This window comes from Myroides sp. WP-1, from assembly GCF_014145635.1.
GTDB lineage: Bacteria > Bacteroidota > Bacteroidia > Flavobacteriales > Flavobacteriaceae > Flavobacterium.
In genome coordinates, this window is the sequence record NZ_JACHTC010000004.1 from 279,595 (window position 1) to 300,132 (window position 20,538).

Consider the following 20,538-nt stretch of genomic DNA (forward strand, 5'->3'; position numbering starts at 1 on the left):
TCTCGTTTTAAGAAAGTCTCAATCTATTTTAGCAAAATTTACTATTTGCCTTTTCGCTTGATCATAACTCTCATCGTCTTACTATTTGGTGTTCGATGAATCTCCGTTTCACTGCGATTTACTCTTTCTATTTTCCCTTTTCTTCAAACATTTTTTTTATTAGTTCCTCTTGTTGTTGCATAGCTTTCATCATTTCCATCATATCAGATTCGCCGAAGTCAAAATTATCGCTGCTTTCATCTGAAAGTAAATCATTTAGTAATGGAGTCGCAGTTGTTGTAGCTAAACCTTCGGTACTGTTGGCTATTTCTAAGTATTTATACCCCTCGGCATTCTCGTGAATTTTTACAGCAAAGGGACGAATTCCCTGTGAGTTGTATTCACTTTTCTTTTGAGAAGATCCTCTTTTATCATTGAATTGAGTTGTGATACCTATGATTTCATTCTTCTCATTGCGCTTCACGTTGGAAAAATGCAACGTAGCTACTTTTTCAGCGTTTATTTCTTTTTCAATTGCTGTAAGATCATCCGCTGTGGTTTCTTTTGATACTTCGTAAGCGAAAGTCTTATTTTTTGTTGTAAATTGTTTTTTCTCTTGCGCGAATCCTGTTACTGATAAAGAAAATAGACTAAAGCAAGACAGAATAGAAAAAACAGCGAGCGTTGAATTTAGTTTTAATAGATTAATACGTTTCATTTTTTACTATATAGTTTATTGATTAATAAAAAGATTTGGTATTCGCTAAATTAAAATTTGAATACTTAATAATGTTTTAAAGAAAACGATAAAATTGTTAAAAATACGATGTATGCAAGTACTTACTCATGTAACGGATGTTATCTCCAATGAAAATTCACCGAAGATTTTGGCAGACTGCTATTATACAGCTGAGGCCAAACAACCGTTGGTTTTATTTTGCCACGGGTATAAAGGTTTTAAAGATTGGGGGGCTTGGAATTTAGCAATGAAAACAATTGCTCAAGCAGGTTTTGTGGTAGCAAAATTTAACTTCTCTCTAAATGGAACTACAATAGATCACCCGAATGAATTTGTAGATTTAGATGCTTTTGGAAGGAATACCTATAGCCAAGAACAAAAGGATATTGCGGCTGTCATTGATTTTTATAGCAAGCAACCCTTTGTTGACGCATCTCGTGTATTTTTAATTGGGCATAGTAGAGGCGGAGGGGCAGTTTTGTTACAGGCTTATTACAATGAGCAAGTTACTGGAGCCATTTCATGGGCTGGTGTAGCGGATTTTAAAAAGCGCTTTCCACAACGTGACAATTTTGAACAATGGAAGAGCGAGGGCGTTTTTTACAGTATGAATGGACGTACCAAACAGCAAATGCCTCATTATTTTTCTTTTTGGACGGATTTTGAAGTCAATGAACAGGCTTTGACGATACAATACGCTGCTCAAAATTTGAGAAAACCGGTGTTGTTAATTAATGGTACTGAAGATCAAGCGGTAGGCGTTAAAGAAGCAGAATTATTGCACTTGTGGATAAAAGATTCAGACCTGTTTATAGTAGAAGGAGCAGATCACGTGTTTGGAGCACGACATCCATACGAGGAGAAGCTATTGCCTTCGGATTTACAGCGAGTTGTGGATCGCACAATCGAATTTATGAAAAAAAATTAAGGGGTTGTTTTTTTTCGATTGCTTGAATGATTAGAATGGAGGTGTAATTTAAAGTGCAATCTCGTCAATAGAAAGTAATTTGTTTTGCACGCCATACACGATCAAACCAACGACATTTTTAGCTCCTGTTTTTATGAAAAGACTATTTTTATGACCTTCTACTGTTTTGGGTGAAAGAAATAAAATATCGGCAATTTCTTTCCCTGTTTTTTGTTGGGCGATGAGTTGGAGTACTTCTATTTCTCTCTCACTTAAGGCTAGTTTTAAATCTGTGGTTAAGGGTTGGTTTTTAATGAGTATTTGCTCTCTCAATTGTTCAAATTGGGCAGGAAGCAAGTAAAATCCCTTAGTATAAACTTCATGTATAACTTCAATGAGTATTGTAGGTTTAATATTTTTGGGTAAAAAGGCTGCAAATCCTGTTTTTACAATAAAGCTAATTAAGCTGTCGTTGTAGTGAGAGGACAACAGAATTACGGGTATATTGATTCCTCTTTGGCGCATTTTTTTTAAAAGTTCTAATCCATCTGTATCACCTATTCGATAGTCAAAAACAAACAGATCAGGCAATGCAATTTGTTGTTCAAGTGCATTTAGGAAGTCTTCTCCTTTGTTATAAGCTGCTAATACCTCAATTGCAGCGTCTTGTTGTAAGAAATTAGTTAATAACTCTGTGATAAGTGTTTCATCATCAACAAGTGAAATGTTTATTTTCATGTATTTAGTTTTAAAGGCATTACGAATATAAAAGTTGTTCCTGAAGAAACGTTTTGTTTGTATTTATAAGTTGCTTGTAAAAGCGTTGTTCTAAGTTGTATGTTTTGTATACCCAATCCACAACTTGTCTCTCTAGTAGGAAATCCCCGACCATTATCTCGAACTACAAAAGCCACCGAATCGTTCGATAGCCGCAAATGAAAGTCAATTTCACTTGCCTTTGCGTGTTTGTATACATTGTTGATCAGTTCTTGTATAATGCGTAAGATATGCATCTTTTGTTCTGTAGATAGGTCTAGGATTGTCTGTTTATTGATGTATATGTTCAATGTATAGAAGATCGCCCACTGTTGAAATAAGTCTTTGACTAAGTTTTCGAGTGAAGCATATGCCAAAAGCGGAGGATTTAATCCATGCGAAATGCGTCGAGTTAGCGAAATAGTCTCCTGAATCCCATCAATGAGGATTTGTTCATCTTGAACCATTTGAGATTTTAAAAATAAGACATTCAGCGAATTAATAACTGAGTCATGCAAGTCGCTTCCTATTCTTTGTCTTTCTTTTTCTTGAATGTCTAAAGAAGAGCGCTGCAGTTTTTCAGCGTGTTGTTGATTGAGTGTTCGTATTTTCTGTTTCGTATCTACGTGTTTTTTATGATTAGCTTTTAAGAGAATAAGAAAGGCAAGACTGATAAGAAAAACAAGAAATAATCCAATAATCAGCCAACTCAAAATTACATACTCATTTTCTTTGGGATATGGCATAGTGCATTAGTCATTAAAATGTAAAATATGAAAGTGATCAAGCTATTAACCATCCAAAACACCAAGATCTTAGTAGGATTTCCACTAACTAATAGTTGAAGAGGAAGGTAATAGATACAGGTAAAAGAAGCATAAATGAGTAAGGAAGCATTAAATACAAAAACATTTGCATTGTAGTTTTTCCATTTGTATTTCAATAAGCTATAAGAATACCCTAAAGTAAAGATACACAAGGTTAGAGCAGCAATACTCCTTGTATAGGATTGTAATTGGTTTAACGTAAGAAAATCAATCCGGTTTAATTCGTAAAATAAACAAATTAAAACCGGAATATTGCTGTATAGAAAAATAGTCTTTCGCGTATAGTAAAAGTATATGTATGAGAACCAACCTAGTTCGATTGCACCAAAAATGGGAATCAATACAAGATTGTTTCCCTGTATTCTACCTAGTATTTCTCCAAGTAAATAAAAACATAGACCAGTCGCAAGATAGCCTATTAAGGCTTTCTTATATAGATCATACGGTTTTTTTGTTAATACATAGGCAATGAGTATTACTAATACAATTGGAATAAAATCGGCTAGATAAGTTACAAATTCAAGCATACTATTTTATTTTAAGCTACTAAATACTCCATATCTTTATTTGATCTAATAGGGCAAATTGACTTTGTATTAATGTTGGTTTAAAAGGAGGAATAGGTTTACAAGTATCTAAATAATTGTTCATTGTGCTCATTTGAGTGAGTACTAAATCAACCTCACCATTGTGAATTCCGAAATTTATCATGAGAGGAGTATTGTCTTGAAAGTTTTCGTTGGGAATCCAAAAAAGTTGGAAAAAAGTTGCTGTGTCTAAGATTTGGTTTCGATATACTCGATCATCCCATTTAAGCATTCGTATTTCTGCATCATTTTTTTGTATAGGTGCTTTGTTTGCACTTTTCTTTGTTACGATACAACTGTGTAATTCAACAGGAATAATTGTTTTATCGGTAAAAGAACTTGTAACGTCGATAGAACTCGGAATAAAATGAATGTATAAACGATCATTGTAGTACCCAAAATACGCGTGTATATTATCGGTCTTATTTATTTTTCCCTGTAAAAAGAAAAATGTGTCGTAGTCCATATCAGCGATTGCCTTTAGTTCAGCTCTATCTGAGGAAAAACTGGCCCAATTAACCATACTTTGGTATACCCAATGTAAATCTTTTACTGTTTTTAAGTGATTTGATTCCATACTTTAATTATTTAATTTTTATTATATAAAAAAGAAAATTACAGATAAATTAATGGGACTTTGAACTATTAATGCTAACAAATTTAAGTAAAAATTATGTTTTTTTATCCTTTATGTATAAATAAATAGTAAATGAAATAGTATAAAAATGTTTTGTTTTTTTAAAAATTTTATAAAATAATGGGTTTGTGGTGTTTTTTTTATTTTTTTTTATTTTTCGTTTAACTTTTCGTGTTTATACTTAACGTAGGGTACTTTTGGAAGGTAAATTATTGGGAGGGAAAACCTCCATCTGTAAAAATGAGGAGTTACCCTATAACTTTTTTACTTTAACTCATTTACTTTTGTTTTGTTGATGAGCTGAAAAGAACAAGCTTTATCACCGTAAAAACTTTACGATAGAATGAATTAAATCAACAGTAAAGCTCCAAGAATGAATCAAAAAGTGGTGTGTTGAGCAGTGGGATGCAAAATATGTTTGTTGTTTGTTTTGAATGTGTCTATGTGAGCTTTACTTGTTAGATTAAATTTATATTTCAATTAGATCCCCACAACAAGTTTTAATATCTTGAGGAAAGAGTGCTTTAGTTTTACTACTGCACTCTTTTTATTTGGATATGTTTTTGTTTTTATTAAGAAATAATTAGTATTTATTTTAAAAAAAACTACCTTTAAATTAAATAACTGGTTATGAGATCCACACGTGCTATTTTACTTTTTTTATTTTTGGGACTAATAGTTGAATTGGCTTATGGTCAAAGAAACAATGTACTGAATCCTAGCTTTGAAATTGTGAATGAAACTAATTTGTTGTGTAACTATTATCAAAGTTCACAAGCTTTTAACCAGGCGATTGTAGATTGGACAGCACCGACAGGCGGAACACCAGATATTTATCATACAAGTCTCGATACTCGATGTGTTTTACATCCTTTAAGTGTTTCCAATTCTAATTTAGGTAATCGCCCTCCTCGAACTGGAGAGAGTATGGTTGGGGTGTTGTTGTATTCTCCCAATGCTAAGCGAGAATATATTCAAGGCAAATTGAGTGAACCACTACGCGCAGGACACCGCTATGAAATTCGTTTTTATGTGTCGTTGGCGAGGAAAAGTCGTTTTGCATCGAACAATTTTGGGGTGAAGTTTTACGATACTTCTTTTAGTCAAAGTACTAATGATGTGATTGATGCCATTCCAGATGCGAACAATACGGAGGTAGTTACTCAAAGATTTGGTTGGGTACTTATATCTTTAACTTATACACCTCAAAATTCAGGCGCCACTTATTTTGTGATTGGCAATTTTTTTGATGATGAAAATACACTATTAGAAGAAGATCCTCTTGCACAAAATCAAGAAATTAGAGCCTATTACTATATTGATGATGTAGCTGTTATTAGTCAAACTCCAACCTTTGATCCTATTGCTTCAATTTGCAAAGGAGAAGATTTTCAACTCCCCGAACAATCGAAGGAAGGTCATACAGGAACCTGGTCTCCCGCGATAAATAATCAACAAACAACTACGTATGTTTTTACGCCTGATGACGTTTTAGCTGATACAGCAACCTTAACTGTTGAAGTAAAAGAACCTTATATCGAACCCTTATTTACTCTGCCAACTAGCCTCTGCGAGGGAGCGCCTCTAGAACTTCCTATAATCTCCGAAAATGGCTATCACGGTAGTTGGTTTCCCGAACCCAATACAAGTGAAACGACTGACTATACATTTACACCAGAACAAGGACATTGTGTTTTACCCAAAACGGTTACTATTGTAGTGAACAAGAAAGTTGAACCTGTTTTTGATCTTCCTGCTTTCGTTTGTAACGGAACCGTTTTTGAACTTCCCGTAGTGTCCAATAATGGCATAGAAGGTACGTGGTCTCCGGCAATCGATTTTAGAAAAACAACAACGTATACGTTTACTCCCTTAGCTGAATATTGCGCTTTGACTGTATCTAAAACTGTTGAGGTGAAACATGCAAAAATTCCTCGTTTGGAGTATTATTGTTTAAAGAATAATTTATATGTGGAAGCGCATGAATCTTCTTATTCTTCTTCTACCTCATTTCAATGGTTTATTAATCAACACGCTGTAGAAGAGAATAAACCTCGATTGAATGTTTCTAGTTATCCCCACTTACTTGGTGAAAACGCAAATGTCATTGAGTTAACAATAGTAGATGAAAAAGGATGTAGTGCATCGACAACACTCACTTTGAATGATGCACAATCATTGTGTTTTATTCCTAGAGGTATTTCTCCTCAAGGCGATAAGCTCAATGATTATTTCGATTTAGAAAATTTCGGCGGTGTCTATCTTCAGATTTTCAATCGCTATGGAAAAAGGGTCTATCGCAAATCAAATTATACCAAAGAATGGGAAGGACAATCAGATAGTGGAAGTCTATTGCCATCGGGTACTTATTTTTATCAGATCCATACCAATAAGGGAGAAGAATTTACAGGGTGGGTTCAGCTAATGCGCGAATTCTAACGCACAAGTTTGTGTTTCCACCATAGAAAAGTGTATCGATATTGAGGTAGGTTAACAGAAATACTCTTATCTTTCCTTTTCAAATACAGATCATCATGAAAGTTGCGATTATAGGTGCAGGAATTGGAGGTTTAACTTTGGCAATTGCATTAAAAAAAGCGAAAATTCCCTTTGTAGTATACGAGGCAACAGCGGAGATTAAACCTGTTGGAGCAGGAATTGCAATCGCTAATAATGCGATGCAAGTATATCGACATTTGGGAATTGCGGATCAACTCAATGAGAAAGGAACGAGAATTTCCACTGTATTACTAACGGATTTGGCTTTGCGAGTCCTCGATCAAACCTCTTTAAGTTTCTTTGAACAAAAGTATCAATTGGCAAATATTGCCATTCGTCGAAGTGCGCTACATCAGGTGTTATTGGAGGCTGTTGGAAGAGAACACATTCAATTAAACAAGCGATTGGAAGAGGGCTATAAAGAAAACGGACAATACACCTTGTGTTTTACAGATCAAACAACTGCTACACATGAATATGTAATGGGCGTTGATGGATTGCGTTCGCAAGTACGTCAGTTGTTTTTTGGATCTCATCCGCTACGCGATGCGAAACAAGTGTGTTGGCGTGGAGTTCTTTCTTTTCAATTACCTGAAAAATATAAAAATGTAGCTATAGAGAGTTGGGGAAAAGGCAAGCGTTTTGGTTTTGTTGAATTAGAAGACCAACAAGTATATTGGTATTTCTTGGTAGATGAGGATTTGTATAAATCAAATACAACCGTAGAGGCTTATATAACAGGATGTCCACTATGGGTACAAGATATGATTGGCCAAACGCCCAAAGAAGTGATTCATTGCGATAAAATATATGATGTAAGCCCCTTTTCAATTTGGTATAAAGATAAGGTTTGCCTGTTGGGAGATGCCGCTCATGCAACTACGCCCAATCTCGGACAAGGAGCTTGTCAGGCTATTGAAGATGTTTATGTTATTAGTAAGTTACTGGAAATTCATCCTTTAGAAGAGGCTTTACAGCAATTCCCTGCTATTCGTCAAGCTAAGGCACATGCTATTGTTCGCGACAGTTGGAGGCTGGGGCAAGTAGCCCAATGGAGAAATCCGGTAGGAGTTTATTTGCGCAATTTATCTTTTCGTTTATTGCCTGCTGCGATGAAAAAACAACAAATCAAAAAAATGTTCGAGCTACAACGTTTATGAGTTTTTCTACCTGTTGTTATTCTTATTGCTGACTATCTAGTGTTGCTACAGGTAAAAAGGTGGAGCTGAAATAACGTACCGTTAAATCCACTTGGATGCGATTGTCGTTGTATGAAATGAGTTCTTGCTCCTGTTTTTTTGTCAATTTTTTTGAGTAACTGGGATCTTTACTGATGATTATGTTTTTGTTGAAGAAAACAACATAGGATTTGATTTCTAGATTTTGGTCCATTTGAGAGGCTAAAAAATGGGCATAGTACAACACAGAGGGAATAGAAGAAAAATCAACAGAAAAATCAACACGTTGCTTAGTTATCGCAATTCCACTCTCGCCATGAACAGGAAGAATGAACAGAAGTTCGGGCGCTGATTGTAGTAATGCCCATGTTGGAACTGCATAGATGTATTTATTTCCATACTGTTGGTCTAGCTCTTTCTTGATTAGCTGAATGATTTGTGTTGTTGGATATTCCATTCGTTGTTTTTTTGTGACATTAAATTTATATCAAAAGCAAAGTTCTAAAAAAAATAAGTAGAAGTACTCACTGATAAGAGCCATTTTTGGTGCTTTTTCAAGTTGATATAAAGAAAAAAATGTTTTTCTGAAGCGAGTAGAGATCGTATGTTTGGTTGTAGAACAACGGTGAGGTAGCGTGATTTAAAAAGCAAGGAGAAGCTAATGATTTAGTATGCAACACGATGTGAATTTTGTGACATTGTTAAATAGTTAATGTTAAGTGAATGTTGTTTGATATTTTATATGATATGGTTTAATTTGATGCATACTTCTTATAAAAAAGAAATATAAATTAAAGATTGTTTTTTAGATCAAATCTTATTTTGCCTTACTAACAGAATAAATTAGACAGTAAAAACAGTTTGTAGTATGAAAAAGAAAATAATTATTGGGGCATTTATTTGCATTACTTCCTATGCTAGCGCACAAACGAAGGTAAGTAGCACGAGTATAGGGGTTAATTTGGGAGGTTTAGTATCACTAGTTTATGATGACGCTTCCGTTTTAGGGCTGAATGATAATCAATGGAAGCAGGTACGACAATATCAGAGAGATTACGAAAGTCAGTACAGTAGTTGGGTTGGCAATAATCGATACAGTGAATATGAACGCAATCGAAAAAGAGATCAACTCTACAAAGAAATCAGAATCAAAATAGGGGATATTCTAACGATTGAACAACAAGAGAAATGGAGAGATAGCGATAAAATATATGTTTACAATCATTATCATCCTTATGATCACAAAAAAGATCATCATTACCATAAAAGCAATAAGTATAAAAATAAGCACAAGAAAAAACACAAGCACAAACACGAGCATTGTGATTAAATAAAAAAGAACGCCCAAAAGGCGTTCTTTTACTTTTAAGTTAGTGTTATCTATTTAAAAATAACTTTAGGCATTCCAATTTCACCGTACAATAAAGATTTTACGATTGGTTTTAGTTTTTTGGCAGCGGTCATGTACAAGAAAACAGGAATATCGGGATTCGCTCGAACCACTACTTTTTTGTCTTCATATGCCGTAATATCCGCATTTACTACATTGGATTCCCAAAGATCATGTAATAATTCTTCTTCGGAACAAAACTTGAAAAGCGTTGTTTCCGTGTACAATTTATCTGCGATAACCATGTGCACCCATTGCGGGATAATAGCATCTACAGAGCAATAAACAGCTACTGCTTTACCGTTAAAAGCGGTAAAATCAACTTCAGCGAGTGCAGTTCGAAATTCTTTCTCTTTTACAATCAACTCCATATAGAGTAGGGGTTTAAGGTCAAAGGCAACAATTTCAATTTCCGGTTTAAATGTTGCTAGGTCAAAAGCTATGATACCTGTTTCGTTTACTTTGTTTCGTATAGGATCTGTTTCCATGTTTATTTATTTTATAACGAGGCTTGCTTTGTTTTCTATTGGTGAGATACAATCTTTAGATGAAAATCTCAAACGGGATAAACAACCTCTTCCAAACAAAAGTAGCGGTTATTTTTTATAAAAGTCTTCGCTATGACCCTTCGTTTTGTTGCCGACAAGCATTTTTACACAAACCATACTGAATTGCTATCCAACCTATAAATTGTGTTATTATTAGCGTAAAATAACGATAAAATGAAAAGGCGCTGGAGTATAACTCCAGCGCCTTTTTTACAGTAAACTAAAAATCAACGGATTTAAAGTTTAGTTTTTAATGAGTGTTACAGTGGCAACACGTCTACCATCTGCTTCTAATACAATTAAGTATGTTCCATTCGTAAGATGTCCCACAGCTAAGTTTATTTCACCTTCAGTGCCACTTACCGCTTGTTGGTAACGTTGAATACCTAATAAATCATATACTGTAATGCGTTGAGCTTCTGTAAATTCTTCGCCTAATTGATAGCTTACGGTTGTTTGTTCGCTTGCTGGGTTAGGAGAGAGTGTAACCGAAGTTATTGCATTGGCTCTTGCGCTATTTGTTGCGTAAGGGTCCTTGAGATAAACTTCTACCATTTGTACACAATCAGGTCCAGTGAGAATAAAGGTATCATATGATCCATCCGTAAACGAATTATTCGCAAAGAATTCTATACCTATGGTACTACTACCTGGACTTAATGTAATACTTGTTGGGTTAAAAGTTCCGTATCCCATCAGACTACTCAGAGAGACTGTTATTGGATAATTGTATGGATTATAGGCATGTAAATAAAAATAAACATAGGTTGAAGACCACTTTAAGATTTCAAAATCTGCTTTAATTTCACAAGATTTAGGTGGACACTTTTTGTAATCTCTTGAGATAACAGGAGCATTACTTTCATATGTACAACCTTCTTGTTCAATGATCAATTGATAGGTACCATCTCTAATGATGTGTTGTTCTGGAATTATAGGGCTACCTTCTTGAACAACGCCGTCATTAATCTCCCATTTATAATACGGGAATGGACCTAACGGACCTAAGATATAAGCTGGCTCACAAACGGTGTAACAACCAGAAGGAATAGACCACAATAGCGTTCTATCAATATCATGAGGCGTTTGAATGTAGGCAGTAGCACTACATCCTGTAGGAGCAGTGTAGGTAACACTGTATGCCCCACCATGTGGTACGGTAATTTCTTTACCTGTCATTCCATTACTCCAATTGTACGTTCCTTCGTTAGGCCCCGATGCAGTCAGTCTTATTGTATAAGGGCTACACAAAATTACATTGTAAGATACAGTAGGCATCTGTGCTGCAGGTTTTACTACAACAGAAACGGTTTTACTACCGATGCAATTCGGATCATTTGGCAAACGCGTTTGGAAGGTAAACGTATAGGTTCCTGGAGCAAGATTGCTGATGGTTAATACTTTATTGGTATTGCCACTTACCCAGTTTGTATAAGCTACAGGTACCTCATTTCCTATCCAACGATGTTCTACAGTTGTATTGGTTGTTTCACCTGTTAAAGAAACTGTACCACCACATACGCTTAAACTACCAGAAATTTTGGCAACTGGTGGTTTTTTCAAGATATAATTGAATGGATTAGTAGCCATTACATAGCTTTTACAACCATTTTGATCAATTAAAATAGGCCAATAACTACCACTTTGTGTAGGAGTGTAGCTTGTACCTGTTCCTACTTGTTGATTGCCGTTCATCCAAATGGCATTTTGTAAAGTAGATAGTGTAGGTACATTGATCTGACCCATTAGTCCAACTGTTATAGGAACAGCGCTGCCTTCACAAAATGTATTGCCCCTCAGATTGTAGAAACCACCTTGAAAATCTGCTTTCGTTATTGTGATCGTAGGTCTATTTAAGATATGCGTTTCAACAGTACAACCCAAAGGAGTAGTTATTTTTAACGAGATTCTATACGCGCCAGGTTCTGATAGTTGAATCATTGTTGTTGCTCCAGAAGCAATATAAGTTGTTATACTTGTACCTTTTGTAAATTTCCATTCATAGCGATTACTTGCATCATAATTTGTAATAGACAAAGGAATGACTTCATTTGAACAATAAGGAGTAAATTGATTTGGTAGACCAAAGAATGCATTAGGCAGTGCTGGTAAATTGACAGATACCGTCGTAGTACAAGTTGGTTTACCAGGGGCACTAACGGAAAGTGTATAAGTATAGGTACCCGGTGCTACGTTGTTAATTGTATAACTGTTTCCAGTTGCATTTAATGGAACGTTTGGACCGCTGTACTTGAATGTCAAGGTACTTTCATTGACATTAGCAATTAAGCTGTTGTTTAGCAAGGTCACATTGTAGGTACCATTGCCATTACAAGCAATCGAAGTTAATAATCGAGGTTCATATTGTTTACTGATACTAAATGTTCGGTATAAAATACAGGCTCCATAGTTAATTCTCGCTGTTACAACATGTGTTCCTGGTACAGTAGTATTAAATTTGGCTGTTGTTGTATTTTGTGTACTTTGAACCAGTGAAAGATGTTCACTTCCCATCCAAGTAATAGAGGTTGGAGTAGGATTACTTTGTAGTACAGCTGTAATTTGACCACAACTTGACCACGTAGCCGTTACACTTGCTGTTTGTTCACATACAATTGGATTGGATGGATCTGGAGAAGGACAGTATGCATTGACATGTACCAATTCAGAGCGAACAACACAAGAGTTAATATCTTTAACCTCTAGATAGTAAGTTCCACCAGGATTAGGACCTGAAATCGTCAAGTTTGGTTGGGTGCTCAATACCGTAGAACTTCCATTCTTATACCATTTAAACTGAACAGAGCTTGTAGCCCCTGTTGAAAGTGTTGAGGTTAGTTGTATAGGGGGATAATTCGTTGGACATACAACATAACTTGTCGATGGAGAAATACTAATTTGTGTATTCGGAAAAACGTTTACAATTTTAGTTGCAAAGGATGTTCGGTTACAAGTAACAACTTCCAATTTCAATACTTTAGAAGCATTTGTTGACGAATTGTTTACAAAGGGATTAGGAATCTGTAAAGAGTTAAGATTATTTGTATATGTATACGTACCGTGAAGCACATTATCAATAAATACCTTAATCTGGGTAGATGGTAATGTCGCTGGAGTAATGCTAAATGGAATCGTTATGTAGCTTTGCGAAGGACAAACATTGCCAATAGCACCGATGGTTATCACTGGGTTTTGAAGTAATCTAATTTGGAAGGTGCGTTCTACTGCTATTCCACATTTGACTACTTTTACCTTTAATGTACCTGTAGGAGAGGTATTAATTTCATTGAATGCCACAGTAACAGTTGCTGCATTCCCGCCATTAATAATTCCACCAAAATTACCAGAGGTCGCATCGCTAGTCAAACTCCATTCAATTAGATCTGGGGTGATGTTACCAAGATCTACAGTGAAAGTAGCCGTACTACTAGAGCAGAATTCATCCAAACCACTGTTGTTGACAATTACGGGGTTTAGCTCATACTTGTTCACTTGTAGACTCACAGGGTCAGAAGTACAAGTGATGTTGCCATAGGTTCTATTTTTAATGACTTGTACTGTCGCAGGCGAACCTGTGAATTGTACAGTAATTTCACTTTGCGTGTTGTCTCCAACGATTGTACCATTGGTTACGGTCCAGAGATAGCTAGCGTTAGGGTCTGACTCATTAACCCTATATGTATATGGGGTATTTAAACAGATGAGTCTGTCTCCTTGTATACCAGAATTGATATAGGGCTTATCTAGTATTTGAACTGTAATAGGAGCCGAATTACATCTTTCATTATCCGTTTGGATCAAATAGGTTCCTGGTCTATCAAAGTAATACGACATGGTAGAACCATAAGACGTGTGTATCACATTGTTATAGTTTGTGATTTTCCAAGCTACATCAGTTCCATCAAGGGTATAGAATGACATATCGGCTCTTTCGCAATGGATGAGGTTGTCATCTGTGGCTATTTTAGGACGTTTTTCAACAACAAATTTAAATTTTGCTTCTCCTTCACACTTACCTTCATTAATTAATGTATTGTGATATTTTACGCTTAAGGTATATGAACCGGGTATAGTACCGTTGACAATAATTTCGTTGCGTTGATCCGATCGCGTTAGCAAAGGGTGATTCGGATCGTCGTTAATGGCCCATACAAAATCAGTTGTTGGCCATTGCGGAAGTTTAAAACGTGCTTGTTCACCTTCGCATAAATGAGTAGGACCTTGAATCTTTGCTCTTGATAAAATTACAGGGACTTTAACCACCGCGGGAACCTCACAATTACAAGAAGATCTGTAAAAGATATAACCAAAACCATCTCTTGGATCTACGTTATCCCAAACGATATCGACAGAAGTTCCTTGATCGGAAACAATGGTCCCACCAATAACATTCCACTTACCACCACAACCATCGTTCACACTATAGGTTACTTGACTATTTTCACAAACCACACTAGGACATGAAATTTCGAAGGGTTTATTGTCTAAAACACGATACTTTACCTCATAGGTATCTGTACAATTACAACTATTGGTTACTGTTAACCTTACTGTATATGTGCCAGAATTTTCATAAGTATGCGTTGGCTCAAATTCACTAGACGTTGTACCATCTCCAAAATCCCAATGATATTGAACGATATCAGAACCTCCGTTGTTGTCCGAATCGTTCGTAAAGGTGACAGGAGTCGCACGACAAAGCGTGTTTTCTATTGTACCAAAAGCTTGGAATTTCGCACCTGGACGCGCAATTTTTTCAACACAAATTTTTAGTACTTCAACAGTTCCGTCTTTGTACGTAATGGAAATAATTAGCATACCATTTCCCGCATTTCCCCATGTGATTACAGCACCCGAATTGCTTTTGTCATTCACTTCACCACCAACAACATCCCATTCGACTAGTACAATTTCTTCGTCTCGCAAGGAGTACTTGATCTGGGTGTTTTCACAAACACGCAGGCAGACACCAGCCTGAACTTTCTCAATAAATGTGAGGTGCTTTTGCTTTTCACTTTCTTCATCACTGTACTTAATACACCCAACTTCATGATCCCAAGTCAATACAGGATTCGGACTTGTTTGTGCTTTCACCGAGAAAGACAACAAAGTAAGCAATACAACGAGCCAATAGCTCCGCATGCTGACCAAAAATCTAGTTTTTGTCATAAAAAATAAATTAAGTTAATAAATGTGAATAATACAAATACGCAACACTTTTGTATGTCCGACTTCGTTTGGGTGTAAAGCGTTTTTTGTTCAGAAATTAAAACAAAAAAGAGAAAAGAAATAGCTTGGGGTGTTTTGCAGTAAACGTAGTTTGAAAAAAGCTTTTTCTCTTTATTTGTATTATAATTAACTGAATTAAAGTGTTTTGTTGTTTTGTAAGGTATTATATTTCTCTAGTAAAAGAAAAAAAAAATTATCTAAAATCCTAATATTTTCTTAATTAAAATGAAAAATAATGTAAAATAAAAATTAAATAGAAGGTGGCTTTCTTATAAAAGTAGACAGAATGAGGTGCTTTTTTAGGATTTTTTTATTTTATGAATTAACAAAAAAAAGGTTTTTTTATAAAGAAAGTTGAGGTGTAGATTCATCGAATTCCAAAACAAAAATAGTGACTCGGTGAGATAAACTAATAACTCAGTGAGCTAAAGAGGAAAGAAATGAAATGCAGATCTTGTTGTCGAGTAAAGCATAATGTTTCCCTAACAATTCAATAACCTTAAATTCTAGGTGTAAAATCAATTATTTCACTCCTTTACTAAACCAAACTTCTGATTTGTTTTGAGTGAACATGAATTAAATAAACAACGCTGTATCCTGTATCTCGCAAAAGAGTACTCGGAAGAAGAGCGAATTACCTTCGAAATTGATCTGCTTTTTGATGAAACATTAAAGCGTACCTATGATACGTATTGTTTGCTGTGGAAGTCTTATCCAACCAATCGTGAAATCTTGCATAAAGCCAAGTGCAAAGGCAAGCAAAAAGCACGCGATGTGGTGAGGTACGGACAAATAGCCTGTACAATTTTAGTGTTGATCAGTAGTTTTATCACCACCTATTTGTTGTTTCAGCCTGTTGAGAATCTAGCTCATGCTGAATATCGTATCTATACTAATTCGCAAGGCATTCGCAAAACGGTCACCTTAGAAGACGGTAGTGTTGTTGTTCTCAATGGACTCGCGCGTTTACAGTATACGCAAAACGATTCTACGCGTATCGCCTGGTTAGAAGGCGAAGCTTTTTTTGATGTAGTAAAAAATGTCCATCAAAAGTTTGTGGTGAAGCACGAAGACTTAGAAGTTGAGGTGGTAGGAACGCAATTTAGCGTCAATACTATAGGACAGGAAAAGAAAGTATCGCTACTCTCTGGAAAGGTATTGGCTAAACTAGGCAACGGAGAACAACTCTATCTTAAACCCAATGAACAACTCATATGGAATACGAGTTTAGGAGAAATCACTCGATTAAAAGCAAATGCAGAACAACAGATGAGTTGGCGGTATGAACGCTTAGTGTTTGACAATATTCCTTTAGCGCAAGCCTTGGTACAAATCAATCAATTTTACGGTGTATCCTTTGTGATTCACGACCCTGTACTAGCTCAAAAACGCATTACTGGGGTATTCCATCAACAACCGCTAGAAGAATTCATAGAGGCCCTCGCTTTTATCGCTAATTGTTCTATCACCTTTACTAATACCAACTATTTAATCGAACCTTATGCCTAATATCCTCTATCAAAAAAGCAACCCTAAACCAGAGGAAGATCTGGTGTTGTTTCAAGAAATTGCTCAAGGAAATAGACTTGCTTTTGAACAGTTTTACGTCAAATATTACCAGTATTTATGCCGCTTTGCGCTGAGTTATGAAAAGGAAACATATCTCGTTGAAGAAAAAGTATCCGATGTTTTTTACTACATCTGGCAAAAGAGAGAAGAACTAGGTAAGATCCAAAATCCTAAGGTCTATGTTTTTACCATGACAAAAAATATGCTGTTTCAACAGAAGAAAAGCACCCGAAGATTACGCGTTGATTTGGAATTTGAGGCTGTGGAACACAAACATTATGTCTCCGCAATTGAAGAGGATATCATCCAATCTGAACAAGAAGCTGATTTGAGACAGGCACTTCTTCAAATTATCGATAAGATACCACCTAAATCAAGGCGCATTTTTGAAATGAGCCGTATTGATGGACTTAAATATCAGCAGATTGCAACTATTTTGGATTTATCAGTCAAGACCATCGAAAGTCATATGCATATCGCACTGAAAACGATTTCCCTTACACTAACCCAAACGAATAAAAATAAATAACTACACCATGATGAAAAAAAGCGTCTTACTAGCCACCTTAACCTTGGCTAGTATAGCAACACAAGCCGCTCCTTTATCTGCTGTCCCAAACGAGCAAATACAAGGACAAGTAAAGAAAACGTCTAAACTAAAATTAACCAAAAATCAAGCAACACTGAAGCAGGTGTTTGATCAAATAGAAGCGCAAACTCAACAGCACTTCGTGTATATTACGGAAGATATTCCCGTAAGTAAAACCTATGAATTTGTAGCGGAATACGATTCATTAGAAATGCTCCTTCACCATATTGCAACGAAAGCAAACGTATCTTTTCAAGCACAAGGAAATCAAATACTGGTGAAGTCAAACACGCAGGTACAAAACCAAATTATCGAACTCAAAGGAAAAGTTGTTGATCAGGAGGGACTCCCTATTATTGGTGCCAATGTACGCGATAAAAACAATGAGTTTATTGCCGTAACGGATGTAGATGGACAGTTTAAGCTGACGGTAACAAAGGCACCCATTATCCTTTCGTTTTCTTTTATGGGATACAAAACCAAGGACTTGAGTTTTGCGAAAAACAATCAAAATATCTTGGTTCAATTGGAAGAAGACAACCAAATGTTAAATGAAATTGTGGTTACAGGACAAGGTGCTGATGTACAAAAAAAGAGATTAGCTAATAATGTAACTGTAATTAAAGCTAGTGAGTTAGAGAAAATCCCTGCTCAACGTGTGGATCAGCTCCTGGCTACTAAACTACCCAATGCACAGATTAACCTGACTGGTGGACAAGCAGGGTCTACTTCTTTGATTCGCTCTCGCGGGGTAAATTCTGCTTTTTTAAGTAGTACACCTATTATTTATATCGATGGGGTGCGCTTAGATAACAATAATACGCGAGCTTCTCTTGGAGGTAGTGCTCAAGGGGCTTCTATGAGTTCAATAGCGGATATCCCGATGGATAATATCGAAAAAATCGAATTTATTAATGGAGGAGCTGCAACTACCTTATACGGATCTGATGCTGCGAATGGCGTTATCCAAATCTTTACAAAAAAACGTGGAATGCCCGGAACTTACGTCAATGTGTATACGGAAATGGGTGTGGAAACACCCACAACAGATTTTTTACACTTTGACCGTACAAAAGATCTGTTGTTTGAAAATGGATTCTATCAAAAATATCGCTTAAACCTCAATGGGGAATCGGATAGCGGCTTTGGCTACAATTTTTCAACGAGTTATCAAAACTCTTCAGGGGTACAAATTCACAAGCAAAATGAGAATCAAAAGTTTGATCTAAGTTCTGGTTTTCACGCCAAACTTTCGGAAGATGTAACCTATGAGAGTTCATTCCTCTATGTACACAACGCGTACAAACGCAATAGAAACGGTAATCAAGGAGGGTATACAGGACTTTGGTTTGCAGAGGATGGCGCTTCTAAAATTACGGGACCAGGATTTAAAAATCGCTTAGATGAACTGACGGATGAAGAGTTTGCAGTAATGAAAGAATTTGTCAATAATGCTGAGCGATTACAAGACAACAATATTACCGTAAATCGATTTACAACGTCTCAACAGTTTAAGTATAATCCCTTGGAAAATCTATCGTTTAAATTAGTAGGAGGATTGGATTATCGCATTCAAGATCAAGAAAATATTGAAACAAATGAATATCTAACTGCTACAAAAGGACAATTAATCAAAGATCAAGGTAGTATTCAAAAAATACAGCGTAAGTATTTGGGACTGACAGTAGAATTCAACGGTCAGCACAACATCAATGTAGGTGATTTCTCCTTTATTACAACGATTGGAGGACAGTTGTTTCGAAATTCAGACAACCAAACCCTCATTGAAGGACGCAATATACGCGATGGAGCGTATTCTATTTCAGAAGCTGCGATTCGCACGAGTGATGAGTACATTAGCGAGGTACTGAATTATGGATTCTATCTTTCTGAGAATATAGGGTATAAAGATAAACTATTCTTGGATTTGGGTGTGCGCGGTGATCGTAATCCTTCTTTCGGGAAGAATATCGGCGTACAGTATTACCCTAAAGTAGGGATGTCGTATATGTTATCTCAAGAAGAGTGGTTTGCCAATAAGGTAGTTAATTCCTTGCGTTTACGTGGAAGTTATGGGGTAGCAGGTAATTTACCACCCGCTTATGCTAATGAAAAAACCGTTGCATTCGATGGTTATTTAGGAGAGCAAGCCACGCGTTTTAGTCAACCGGGAAATGACGACCTACGTCCGGAAAAAACACATACCTGGGAAACTGGGGTAGATGCTTCTTTTTGGAATAATCGGCTGACACTTTCTGTAGGATATTACTACTCTAAAACCAAAGATGCTCTATTCTATGTTCCACCAGCACCTTCTAGCGGATATACAAAAAGCCAGCTGTACAATATTGGAGAAATTGAGAATAAGGGATTTGAAATGAATTTTGCACTAGAAGTAGTGGACACTCAAGATTGGAATGTTAGTTTAACCGGATCGGTAAATACTTTAAAAAATAAAGTGTTGAGTACAGGTGGAGCACCAGCGTTTAATATTAATGGATTCAGTTCTAGAACCTTACAAACGGTAGTGGAAGAAGGAAGACCTGTAGGATTTATTCGTGGAAACTATGGAATAATAGGAGAGGATGGAACCTTACAAGAGACTATTCCACAAGCGTACTTAGGAAGTACTATCCCTGAAGTATTCGGTAATATAGGATTGAACTTACGCTATAAAAATTGGAGCTTATTTGCCAATGCCAACTACCAAACAGGAGGGTATGCAGCGAACTGGGATGCTCAGTTTAGATACAATTATGGCGCTTCAGATGATTTTGTTCCAATGGAAGAAATTGAGAAAAATGGCAGAACAAACTGGTTAAACTTAACCAATCGATTTGTAGAGAAAACTGATTATCTCAAAATTAGAACAATCGGATTATCGTACTATTTAAGACCATCAAACCCTAGTTTCTACCAATCGATGACCTTCGGATTTACGGTAGCCAATCCTTTCAACTTTACAGCTTCTTCTTTTGATCCAGAAGCGACAATCAGCGGTGCCGCTCAAGGACAAGGAGGCGCTTCAACAGGTGGAATTGCTTATGCAACGTACTCTGCACCAAGACAATTTTTAGGATCTATTAAAATTAATTTCTAAGTCA

The 20,538-nt window shown here is 36.1% G+C and carries 15 protein-coding genes; 7 read left to right on the plus strand and 8 right to left on the minus strand.

What is annotated here, in order from left to right; translation table 11 throughout:
• Window positions 1-127: 127 nt before the first annotated feature.
• Window positions 128-697, minus strand: coding sequence for a hypothetical protein (locus H4K33_RS06300; RefSeq protein WP_182647615.1), 570 nt, complete (start codon window positions 695-697; stop codon window positions 128-130).
• 112 nt (window positions 698-809) lie between these two features.
• On the opposite strand from H4K33_RS06300, the gene H4K33_RS06305 reads away from it, so the two are divergent.
• The gene (locus H4K33_RS06305; RefSeq protein WP_182647616.1) at window positions 810-1,646 is read left to right on the plus strand and encodes a S9 family peptidase; all 837 of its coding nucleotides are present in this window, start codon (window positions 810-812) and stop codon (window positions 1,644-1,646) included.
• Window positions 1,647-1,694: 48 nt separating this feature from the next.
• On the opposite strand, the gene H4K33_RS06310 is transcribed toward H4K33_RS06305, so the two are convergent.
• Genes H4K33_RS06310 through H4K33_RS06325 form a run of 4 tightly spaced genes read right to left on the minus strand, consistent with a single transcriptional unit; the run spans window position 1,695 to window position 4,372 of the window.
• A complete protein-coding gene (locus H4K33_RS06310) occupies window positions 1,695-2,363 on the minus strand; it encodes a response regulator transcription factor (protein ID WP_182647617.1) in 669 nt (222 codons plus the stop codon).
• Complete coding sequence (locus tag H4K33_RS06315) at window positions 2,360-3,127, minus strand: sensor histidine kinase (RefSeq protein ID WP_182647618.1); 768 nt, start codon at window positions 3,125-3,127, stop codon at window positions 2,360-2,362. Before H4K33_RS06315 ends, H4K33_RS06310 begins: the two co-directional genes overlap by 4 nt.
• Window positions 3,097-3,735 carry a hypothetical protein gene (locus H4K33_RS06320; RefSeq protein ID WP_182647619.1) on the minus strand — a complete coding sequence of 213 codons (639 nt, stop codon included), beginning with the start codon at window positions 3,733-3,735 and terminating at the stop codon, window positions 3,097-3,099. Before H4K33_RS06320 ends, H4K33_RS06315 begins: the two co-directional genes overlap by 31 nt.
• Window positions 3,736-3,754: 19 nt before the next feature.
• Window positions 3,755-4,372, minus strand: coding sequence for a hypothetical protein (locus tag H4K33_RS06325; RefSeq protein WP_182647620.1), 618 nt, complete (start codon window positions 4,370-4,372; stop codon window positions 3,755-3,757).
• Window positions 4,373-5,062: 690 nt separating this feature from the next.
• Here H4K33_RS06325 and H4K33_RS06330 point away from each other — a divergent pair.
• Both H4K33_RS06330 and H4K33_RS06335 read left to right on the plus strand, forming a co-directional pair.
• Window positions 5,063-6,871 (plus strand): gliding motility-associated C-terminal domain-containing protein, encoded by a 1,809-nt coding sequence (locus H4K33_RS06330; protein WP_182647621.1) that lies wholly within the window; start codon window positions 5,063-5,065, stop codon window positions 6,869-6,871.
• A gap of 95 nt (window positions 6,872-6,966) precedes the next feature.
• Entirely contained in the window at window positions 6,967-8,091 is a 1,125-nt protein-coding gene (locus tag H4K33_RS06335; RefSeq protein WP_182647622.1) for an FAD-dependent monooxygenase, read from the plus strand.
• A gap of 22 nt (window positions 8,092-8,113) precedes the next feature.
• Here the strand turns inward: H4K33_RS06335 and H4K33_RS06340 are convergent, their stop codons facing one another.
• A complete protein-coding gene (locus H4K33_RS06340) occupies window positions 8,114-8,566 on the minus strand; it encodes a hypothetical protein (protein WP_182647623.1) in 453 nt (150 codons plus the stop codon).
• Window positions 8,567-8,977: 411 nt separating this feature from the next.
• Between H4K33_RS06340 and H4K33_RS06345 the strand changes: the two genes are divergently transcribed.
• Window positions 8,978-9,439, plus strand: coding sequence for a hypothetical protein (locus H4K33_RS06345; RefSeq protein ID WP_182647624.1), 462 nt, complete (start codon window positions 8,978-8,980; stop codon window positions 9,437-9,439).
• Between the two features lie 50 nt (window positions 9,440-9,489).
• Here H4K33_RS06345 and H4K33_RS06350 read toward each other — a convergent pair whose 3' ends face one another.
• Together H4K33_RS06350 and H4K33_RS06355 are read right to left on the minus strand one after the other, a co-directional pair.
• A complete protein-coding gene (locus H4K33_RS06350) occupies window positions 9,490-9,987 on the minus strand; it encodes a DUF2480 family protein (protein ID WP_182647625.1) in 498 nt (165 codons plus the stop codon).
• A gap of 303 nt (window positions 9,988-10,290) precedes the next feature.
• Window positions 10,291-15,189, minus strand: a complete 4,899-nt coding sequence (locus H4K33_RS06355) for a PKD domain-containing protein (protein WP_304610904.1) — start codon at window positions 15,187-15,189, stop codon at window positions 10,291-10,293.
• A 648-nt stretch (window positions 15,190-15,837) separates the two neighbouring features.
• Here H4K33_RS06355 and H4K33_RS06360 point away from each other — a divergent pair.
• From H4K33_RS06360 to H4K33_RS06370, 3 genes are read left to right on the plus strand one after another with little or no spacing between them, the layout of a single operon-like run.
• A complete protein-coding gene (locus H4K33_RS06360) occupies window positions 15,838-16,785 on the plus strand; it encodes a FecR family protein (protein ID WP_182647627.1) in 948 nt (315 codons plus the stop codon).
• Window positions 16,778-17,374: an RNA polymerase sigma factor gene (locus H4K33_RS06365; protein WP_182647628.1), complete on the plus strand. Its 597-nt coding sequence runs from the start codon at window positions 16,778-16,780 to the stop codon at window positions 17,372-17,374. The genes H4K33_RS06360 and H4K33_RS06365 overlap by 8 nt, the downstream gene beginning before the upstream one ends.
• Window positions 17,375-17,381: 7 nt before the next feature.
• Window positions 17,382-20,534 (plus strand): TonB-dependent receptor domain-containing protein, encoded by a 3,153-nt coding sequence (locus tag H4K33_RS06370; protein ID WP_182647629.1) that lies wholly within the window; start codon window positions 17,382-17,384, stop codon window positions 20,532-20,534.
• The last annotated feature ends 4 nt before the right edge of the window (window positions 20,535-20,538 follow it).

What these genes read in the sequence shown, in the direction of transcription:
- H4K33_RS06300 (WP_182647615.1), bottom strand. Translation starts at nt 697, where the DNA reads ATGAAACGTATTAATCTATTAAAACTAAATTCAACGCTCGCTGTTTTT.
- H4K33_RS06305 (WP_182647616.1), top strand. Translation starts at nt 810, where the DNA reads ATGCAAGTACTTACTCATGTAACGGATGTTATCTCCAATGAAAATTCA.
- H4K33_RS06310 (WP_182647617.1), bottom strand. Translation starts at nt 2,363, where the DNA reads ATGAAAATAAACATTTCACTTGTTGATGATGAAACACTTATCACAGAG.
- H4K33_RS06315 (WP_182647618.1), bottom strand. Translation starts at nt 3,127, where the DNA reads ATGCCATATCCCAAAGAAAATGAGTATGTAATTTTGAGTTGGCTGATT.
- H4K33_RS06320 (WP_182647619.1), bottom strand. Translation starts at nt 3,735, where the DNA reads ATGCTTGAATTTGTAACTTATCTAGCCGATTTTATTCCAATTGTATTA.
- H4K33_RS06325 (WP_182647620.1), bottom strand. Translation starts at nt 4,372, where the DNA reads ATGGAATCAAATCACTTAAAAACAGTAAAAGATTTACATTGGGTATAC.
- H4K33_RS06330 (WP_182647621.1), top strand. Translation starts at nt 5,063, where the DNA reads ATGAGATCCACACGTGCTATTTTACTTTTTTTATTTTTGGGACTAATA.
- H4K33_RS06335 (WP_182647622.1), top strand. Translation starts at nt 6,967, where the DNA reads ATGAAAGTTGCGATTATAGGTGCAGGAATTGGAGGTTTAACTTTGGCA.
- H4K33_RS06340 (WP_182647623.1), bottom strand. Translation starts at nt 8,566, where the DNA reads ATGGAATATCCAACAACACAAATCATTCAGCTAATCAAGAAAGAGCTA.
- H4K33_RS06345 (WP_182647624.1), top strand. Translation starts at nt 8,978, where the DNA reads ATGAAAAAGAAAATAATTATTGGGGCATTTATTTGCATTACTTCCTAT.
- H4K33_RS06350 (WP_182647625.1), bottom strand. Translation starts at nt 9,987, where the DNA reads ATGGAAACAGATCCTATACGAAACAAAGTAAACGAAACAGGTATCATA.
- H4K33_RS06355 (WP_304610904.1), bottom strand. Translation starts at nt 15,189, where the DNA reads ATGCGGAGCTATTGGCTCGTTGTATTGCTTACTTTGTTGTCTTTCTCG.
- H4K33_RS06365 (WP_182647628.1), top strand. Translation starts at nt 16,778, where the DNA reads ATGCCTAATATCCTCTATCAAAAAAGCAACCCTAAACCAGAGGAAGAT.
- H4K33_RS06370 (WP_182647629.1), top strand. Translation starts at nt 17,382, where the DNA reads ATGATGAAAAAAAGCGTCTTACTAGCCACCTTAACCTTGGCTAGTATA.